Below are 6,939 nucleotides of genomic sequence, written 5' to 3' on the forward strand. Positions count from 1 at the left end.
CGATCTCATCTAGGGTATAGCCGTCCTGGTCGACCGCCCGCCAGAGCCAATGCTTCTTTCCGGCGATGGTGACGACGATCTCGTCGAGATGCCAAAGGTCGCGGCGGCTCGGCCTCTTGCGCTTCAGGCGGTGGGCGTAATCCCGCCCGWACTTCAAGGCCCAGCGCCGCACCGTCTCGTAGGAGACGGCGATGCCGCGCTCCAGAAGCATCTCCTCCACCAGGCGAAGGCTCAGGGGAAACCGGAAATACAGCCACACCGCATGGGCGATGATCGCCGGAGGGAACCGATGGCGCTTGTAGCTGATGGCGGGCAGGGTCATGCACGCCCACCTACACCGCTTGCCGCCATGCCGGAGTTAACGTGACAACGCCCGGCGGATCAAACGGCGAATCCGATCGATGCTTGGCTTCACATCATTCAAAAGCGCCGCGGCAACCCTGGCCGGTATCGAGATGGTTCACATGATGCGCAAAGGACAGGCCAGATACGCCTACAATCCAAATCCAACCATCGCAGCGCAGTTTGAGATTATCGCAGCGGCGTGAAAGGGCACGAACGACCAAATTCTATGGCGCCGCGGGAATTTGCAACAGAACCCAGATGGGTGGTGCCAGTCGGGCCTTAAGGTCCTCGTCGGCACTTGTTCGTCGTTGCAAAACGGAAGTTGCAGGCGATAGACGATCCTGCTGATGTTTCTGTTGTATTATGCGCGGGAAGAGCGCCGAATGCATAAATGCAGAAATACAAAGAAGTCCTCGATAGGTTGGATTTAATCCAGCGTGAGGTCGCGGACCTTCAAACTACCACCCTCATGCTGCTTGCGTGGCAGCGACGTTTGGGACGATCCGGGCCTCCCAGCGAAGGGATATCAGGCCATGAGTCCGGCCCTCATCGCGCCTTTCGACATCGGGGATGACGATCCCGGTCTGACCAGGCTCCGCAATCCGTTTGTACATCGTCGGCGCCGTCGCGTGCGCTGGCGGGTGTCGCGGCGCGCAGCGCAGGCGCGGAAGACGCGCGGTAGGGGCGGTGGGCCGCTTTGCCCGGCCTGCCTTGTGGTGGTTATCTCCGCGTGTCGACGCTGCGTCAGGGACGCTCTGGTCTGGGTCTCGAGGCGCAGCGCACGGCAGTGACCGAGTTTCTCGATGGAGGGCGCTGGTAGCTCAAGCAGGAACTTGTTGAGGTCGAGAGTGGCAAGCAGCTGCTTTGGGCCTCATTCCGTCAGGCCGTGATCAAAAGATTTCGGCGACGCCGTGCGACCGAGCTGAAGGCTACGAAGCTTCAGGTATCGGGGAAACCGGATGAACATCCACAGGAATTCCCGACTGACGCKGTCACTTGCGATGGCGCACCCGACGTCTCGCCCTAGTTTGATGCGTTCGCATTCGCGCGCAGACTTGAACAAGGACCCCAAAATGCTCCGTTCGATCACAGTCGCCGGCTTTATCGGCCTTGGCCTTTTACTCGCAGGCTGCAACCCTGAGTCTCAGTCGCACCGCACGCTTGGCGGCGCCGCCATTGGCGCTGGCGGTGGTGCGCTCATCGGTGGGATCGCGGGCGGCGGTCGTGGTGCCGCCATCGGTGCCCTTGCAGGTGGCGTGACCGGCGCGGTGGTCGGTCGGGCGACGACCCCAAACAACTGCATCTTCCAGGACACGAGCGGTCGCCGTTTCTCAGGTCCCTGCCCGTAAGGCGCCTGAGCACACCTGCCGGGCCAATTGGCGAGCCCACCGGCAGCATCTGGTTTCATGCACAGCCGCTCCGATGGGGCGGCTGTTGCGCGTGGGTGCTGACAGGGCAACCCAGCCGGGAGCAGACCGTCGCGCACGCGACGGGGACGCAAGCTTGTACGGGGCCGGGAGACGCGCGGGCATCGGGCGCGGGTCAGGCACCGTCTTGACGGCTCCAGTAGGTCAGGCGCGTTGCCGGACGTCCCACGTGGGCGCGCTGCGCCGAAAGGTCAGCGCAGCTGGCGGCGGATGCGGTCCTTCTCGGCGGGGTCGGATTTAACCTTCACGCCAACCGCCTTCTCAAGTTTTTCAGCCCGCAGGTAGTGGAACGAGACGACGAGGATCAGCGCAAGCCAGACGAGCACTGCGAGGGACCAACAGATGACGAGGAACTCCACGGTCTTGCTCCGTGGGGCTCCTCGCGCCTTAACATCGTCCGCCATGCCGGGCTTGTTGCATTCAGCCATGCCCTTGCGCATCGCCGCCATGCGTGGCGCGGCTGGGCGATGCCTGCCCATAGCGCGCGCAGGCGCGGGAGAGACCGCCATGAGGCRACAGAACCTGCTCAACGCCCGTGATCGCCTCGGGGCATCGATCATCGATATCGTCGCCGCCGACGTTGCGAAGCACGGCCCGGAGGTGATCGAGCAGCTGCGGCTCTGGAACGTCGCCCCCTATGCCCGGCTGGTCAGCGACCTGGTGCATTTCAGGAAGCTAGCGACGGAGCAGAAAACGCAGACCCGGCGGAAACCGCGTGCGCTCCGGATGAGAGATGTCCTCAAGGCGATGGACGACCAGCCGATCGACATCAACAACCCGYTTCTTTCACCGAAGCATCGGGAGCGCTGGCTGAAGGGCATCGAAGCGTTGAGCCCTCGCTCGCCCTATGATTTCAGCCCCACTGAACTTGCCGCCTTATGGGGCGCTGATCTTGCTTCGTGGTTCGAGAGACATGCGCGGCGCATCCCGTCAGGGGAGGACGATCATCCTTGAGCTGAACGCGGCAACCGACCGCCCCCTGCTTCTCGCTGAACGCTTTTGCGCTCTGCTCCTTAAGGGCTTGGTGACGTATTCGAGCAGGCTTCAGTCGTGGCAATCAGATCTCGATCTCCACGCCGACCTCCACGACCTGCTTCGCGGGGATGTGGAAATGGGCAGCTGAGCGCTCGGCGTTACGCTGCATGAAGGAGAAGAGCGCCTCGCGCCACACGGCCATTCCCACAATATCCTCGCGCGGAATGATCGTCTCACGGCCAATATAGTACGACATTTGAATGAGATCGACGCCCGGCAGAAGTCCACGGTCGGCGCCGCAGCGTAGGCCGCCGGGAATATGTGGCGTCTCCATGAAACCGAAATGCAGGATCACGCGAGTGACGCCGGGCGCGAGTTTGATCGCCTCCATACGGTTTTCGTCGGGGACGCGCGGGATTTCCTCTAGCTTGCCGGTGACAAGAAGAATGCGCTCGTGCAGGGCATGATTGTGGCGAACGAAATGCGTGAGTGAGAGCGGAAGCCCGCGGGCGGCCGAGGCCAGAAAGGCGGCGGTGCCCGGCAGGCGCACAGGCGGGTTCGTGGCCAGCATGTCGAGAAACTCCCTMTCCGGCTCGCGTTGGCGGCCACGCGCTGCCTCCACCAAAGCGAGGCCGCGCCGCCAGGTCAGCATGATCACCACCAGCACGAGCGCCAGGACCAGCGGATACCAGCCACCTTCATGCAACTTCGGCAGGTTGGCGGAGAAGAAGGCAAGGTCGATCAGCAGGAAGAAGCCGTTGACCGCCACGACAAGGATTGGGTTGTAGCCCCATTTGAGGGCGATCAGCGCTGCGAGTCCGGTGGTGATGGCCATGAGCAACGAGACGGCGATGCCATAGGCGCCGGCCAGCGCATCGGACGAGCGGAACATGAAGACCGAGGTGAGCGTCGCCAGGCAGATCATCCAGTTGACGATCGGAATGTAGACCTGTCCCCTCTGGTCATGGGCCGTGTGCTTGATGTGGACGGCGGGGAAGAGGCCGAGCTGCACAGCCTGTCGAGTGAGCGAGAAGGCGCCTGTAATTACCGCCTGCGAGGCGATGACGGCGGCGGCGGTGGCGAAGAGGATCAATGGGTAGTGCGCCCAGTCCGGGGCGAGTTGGTAGAATGGGTTGGTGAGGGCTGCAGGTTGGGTGAGTAGCAGCCCGCCCTGGCCAAAATAATTGAGCATCAGCGCAGGCAGCACGATGGTGAACCAGGCGAGGCGGATGGGTTTGGGACCGAAATGGCCCATATCCGCATACATCGCCTCGCCACCGGTCACGGCCAGGAACGTGGCGCCCAGCACGGCGAAGCCGACGAGCGGGGCGGTGTGGGTAATGAAGTAGAGCGCATTCAATGGGTTGATCGCTGCGAGGATCCCCGGCGCCATCAGGATGCCCCGGATGCCGAGCAGAGCGAGCGCCAGGAACCAGAGCAGCATGATCGGCCCGAACAGCCGGCCGATGAAGCCGGTGCCCTTGCTCTGGACCAGGAAGACACCCATCAGGATCGCAGCGGTCAGCGGCACGACGGCCGGCGCCAGCATCGGTGCGTCGACCTTGAGGCCCTCAATCGCGCTGAGCACGGAGATGGCCGGCGTGATCGCGCCGTCGCCATAGAGCAAGGCGGCGCCGACGAGTCCGACGACGAGGACATAGGCGCGCCCTGTGCCGGGCCTGGCATGGCGCGCCTTGAGCAGGGCCAGCATCGCCATGATGCCGCCTTCGCCGCGATTGCCGGCGCGCAGGATCAAGATCGAGTACTTGATCGAGATGATCAGGATCAGCGCCCAGAGGATCATCGAGACACAGCCGATGACGGCTTCCGGCTGCAAGGCTCCTCCCGCAGCCGCGGCCCGGGCCGCTTCCTTGAGCGCATAGAGCGGGCTGGTGCCGATGTCGCCATAGACGACGCCCAGAGCGCCGAGGGTCAGGGCGCGGACGGAGCCGTTGTGATGGTGATGAGACGCAGAGCCGTTCTGCGACAGAACCTCACGAGCCATGCGCCGGCCTCCCCATTACATGGAAATAGCGCATGCAGCAGCGCTCCTAGCAAGACATGTTCCCCTTTGCCTGCACTGCCGCAACGACGGGGGTTACCGGCCGCCCGGGCTGGGAGGTCAGGCGTCAGGGATCGTGGGAACCGTCTCGCGCTAGCGCGCTGTCGTCAGGCAAGGCGCGATGACGATGGCGCCGAATTGCGCGCGGTCCGGCTCGGCAGCCTCACCCCGCGGGAGCGCGAGGTCTTCGCCCTTGTGGCGAGAGGCCGGATGAACAAGCAGATCGCCTACGAACTCGGAACCACCATTCGCACCATCAAGGCCCACCGCCACAAGGTGATGGAAAAAATGGCCGCCCGCTCCATTGCCGAGCTTGTCCTGTCCTCAGAGCAGCTTGGGCTCATCTCTTAGAAAAGGCGGGCGACCAGTTCGAGAGCACCAACACCCCCCTGCATTGTGTACGCAGTTTGAAAACGGCCGAGAAACGCGGCGCCTGGCAAAACGGCGCGTTTCCCGGAGGTGGACGACGGCTCTGTGGCAGTCTCGAGAAGAAGAGTTGGAGCGCCATGACAACCGACCTGGCACGGAGTGCAGGCGACCAGCACCCGGTGAAGGGCCTGATGCCGATCCCGCTGGGACTGGCGATGAAATCGGGTCTCAGGGATAGCGCAAGTACAATCGGGCCGCAGCGCGATGACCCCAGCTGAGATTATATGACGTATCGTCATGTAGTGCGCGCGTGCGGTCTCGTCTTATCGTGGCTGTATCGTCCTGATGTCACCGGTTAACCAATCTCAGTCGCCCCGAACGGGCAGGTGCAAATCCCCGTCGACGAGCCGATATACGTGTGCTTACATCACTTAGATTACAGATCTTGGTTTGACTACGTGCTGAATATTACACGATTCGCTACGCCCATCGGCCATCTGAAAGGTTATTGGCATGGCGGCCTCAAAGGGAAACGGATGTTCTCACGAACCTCCAGCATCGCCCCCGGCAAACCAGCGGAATTACAAATGGCTTCGGCCCGAGGGAGACGATGACGATAGTTTTGKGCGAGGGATTATTTGGGGAGCTGCGATATCGTTCCTGCTCTGGGGAGGGATGGCGGGCCTGGTACACTATCTTTCGATGACGGCACCGCATGCGTGATTTATCGCGCATGAGCACTGAGCAAGAGCATCGATGGCCTGAACTGGAGTGACTTCCTCAACCGCGATGGAACGCCCGTCCCCACGCCGCCCCATGCCGGAGGTCTGGGCCCCACGGGCGCCCGTTGGGATTGGCATGCTCTGGGCAGTCGTTTTTTGGACTCATAGAGCGAAGTGATCAAAATATCGCAGTCCGTAACATTCGGCACTTCATTGGGAAGTGGCACGGATTATTCGGGTTCTCTGYMGTKACTYSATATGGAASAGATTGACTKGCSTATCCCTGACCTCGGAGGACACCATGCGAYTAGGWCTTGTATCCACCGCCGTTCTTGCGACGTGYCTKGCAACGTCGGCCTTCTCCGCYGAYCTTCCCAGCCGCCARGCKCCGCCTCCCCCGATCGTCTACGCGCCCCTGTTCACCTGGGCTGGTCTTTATGTCGGTCTCAACGCCGGCGTGGGCTGGGCTGACTCGGGCGAGATCGCCGTCAACGGGCCGACTGCTGGCTCTTCCAGCGTTCTGAGCGGTGTCGGCGGTGGTGATGGCAGGTTCGTCGGTGGCGGCCAGATCGGCTATAACTGGCAGTCCGGCGCGATTGTCTACGGCCTGGAGACCGATATCCAGTATGTCGATACAGGCGGTAGCGTGGCCTGGGGCCAATACACCTGGTGGGCCGGTAGAGGCGGCGGTGACGGTGGCTATTTCGGTACCGTACGCGCCCGCATCGGCTACGCCTTCGATCGGACGCTGGTCTACATCACCGGCGGTCTGGCCTATGGCGGCCTGAACAGCAACCCGCTGACCGGCAACACGACAAGCAATGCCGGCTGGACCATCGGCGGCGGTGTCGAATACGCCTTCACCAATAACTGGACGGTCAAGCTCGAAGGTCTCTACGTCGATACCGGCGAGGGCAGGAGGGCCCAGGTCTTCGAAAACCCCGCGGGCGGCGTGCTGCCGGCCGGAACCTATACCGCGGTCAGCAATGGCGGCGGCGGCGCCGGACTCCTGCGCGTCGGCGTGAACTACAAGTTCTGA

The 6,939-nt window shown here is 62.7% G+C and carries 8 protein-coding genes and 1 pseudogene; 6 read left to right on the forward strand and 3 right to left on the reverse strand.

Annotated elements, in window-relative coordinates:
- A partial coding sequence (locus AC1DJT_RS32570) for an IS6 family transposase (RefSeq protein WP_476835692.1) occupies positions 1-322 on the reverse strand: 322 nt, incomplete at its 3' end.
- 52 nt (positions 323-374) lie between these two features.
- Between AC1DJT_RS32570 and AC1DJT_RS32575 the strand changes: the two are divergent.
- Both AC1DJT_RS32575 and AC1DJT_RS32580 read left to right on the forward strand, forming a co-directional pair.
- A pseudogene (locus tag AC1DJT_RS32575) lies at positions 375-548 on the forward strand (IS6 family transposase); the annotation flags it as partial.
- An 870-nt stretch (positions 549-1,418) separates the two neighbouring features.
- Positions 1,419-1,694: a YMGG-like glycine zipper-containing protein gene (locus AC1DJT_RS32580; RefSeq protein ID WP_476770870.1), complete on the forward strand. Its 276-nt coding sequence runs from the start codon at positions 1,419-1,421 to the stop codon at positions 1,692-1,694.
- A 269-nt stretch (positions 1,695-1,963) separates the two neighbouring features.
- Here AC1DJT_RS32580 and AC1DJT_RS32585 read toward each other — a convergent pair whose 3' ends face one another.
- Positions 1,964-2,221, reverse strand: coding sequence for a hypothetical protein (locus AC1DJT_RS32585; protein ID WP_476770869.1), 258 nt, complete (start codon positions 2,219-2,221; stop codon positions 1,964-1,966).
- A 58-nt stretch (positions 2,222-2,279) separates the two neighbouring features.
- Between AC1DJT_RS32585 and AC1DJT_RS32590 the strand changes: the two genes are divergently transcribed.
- Positions 2,280-2,726 carry a hypothetical protein gene (locus AC1DJT_RS32590; RefSeq protein ID WP_476835693.1) on the forward strand — a complete coding sequence of 149 codons (447 nt, stop codon included), beginning with the start codon at positions 2,280-2,282 and terminating at the stop codon, positions 2,724-2,726.
- Between the two features lie 103 nt (positions 2,727-2,829).
- Here AC1DJT_RS32590 and AC1DJT_RS32595 read toward each other — a convergent pair whose 3' ends face one another.
- A complete protein-coding gene (locus AC1DJT_RS32595) occupies positions 2,830-4,683 on the reverse strand; it encodes a potassium transporter Kup (RefSeq protein ID WP_476835695.1) in 1,854 nt (617 codons plus the stop codon).
- Between the two features lie 27 nt (positions 4,684-4,710).
- Between AC1DJT_RS32595 and AC1DJT_RS32600 the strand changes: the two genes are divergently transcribed.
- From AC1DJT_RS32600 to AC1DJT_RS32610, 3 genes are all read left to right on the forward strand, one after another.
- The gene (locus AC1DJT_RS32600) at positions 4,711-5,160 is read left to right on the forward strand and encodes a response regulator transcription factor (protein WP_476835696.1); all 450 of its coding nucleotides are present in this window, start codon (positions 4,711-4,713) and stop codon (positions 5,158-5,160) included.
- A gap of 155 nt (positions 5,161-5,315) precedes the next feature.
- Positions 5,316-5,456: a hypothetical protein gene (locus AC1DJT_RS32605; RefSeq protein ID WP_476770866.1), complete on the forward strand. Its 141-nt coding sequence runs from the start codon at positions 5,316-5,318 to the stop codon at positions 5,454-5,456.
- Positions 5,457-6,201: 745 nt separating this feature from the next.
- Positions 6,202-6,939: an outer membrane protein gene (locus AC1DJT_RS32610; RefSeq protein WP_476835694.1), complete on the forward strand. Its 738-nt coding sequence runs from the start codon at positions 6,202-6,204 to the stop codon at positions 6,937-6,939.

Source organism: Allobosea sp. 05T422_2 (genome assembly GCF_056396265.1).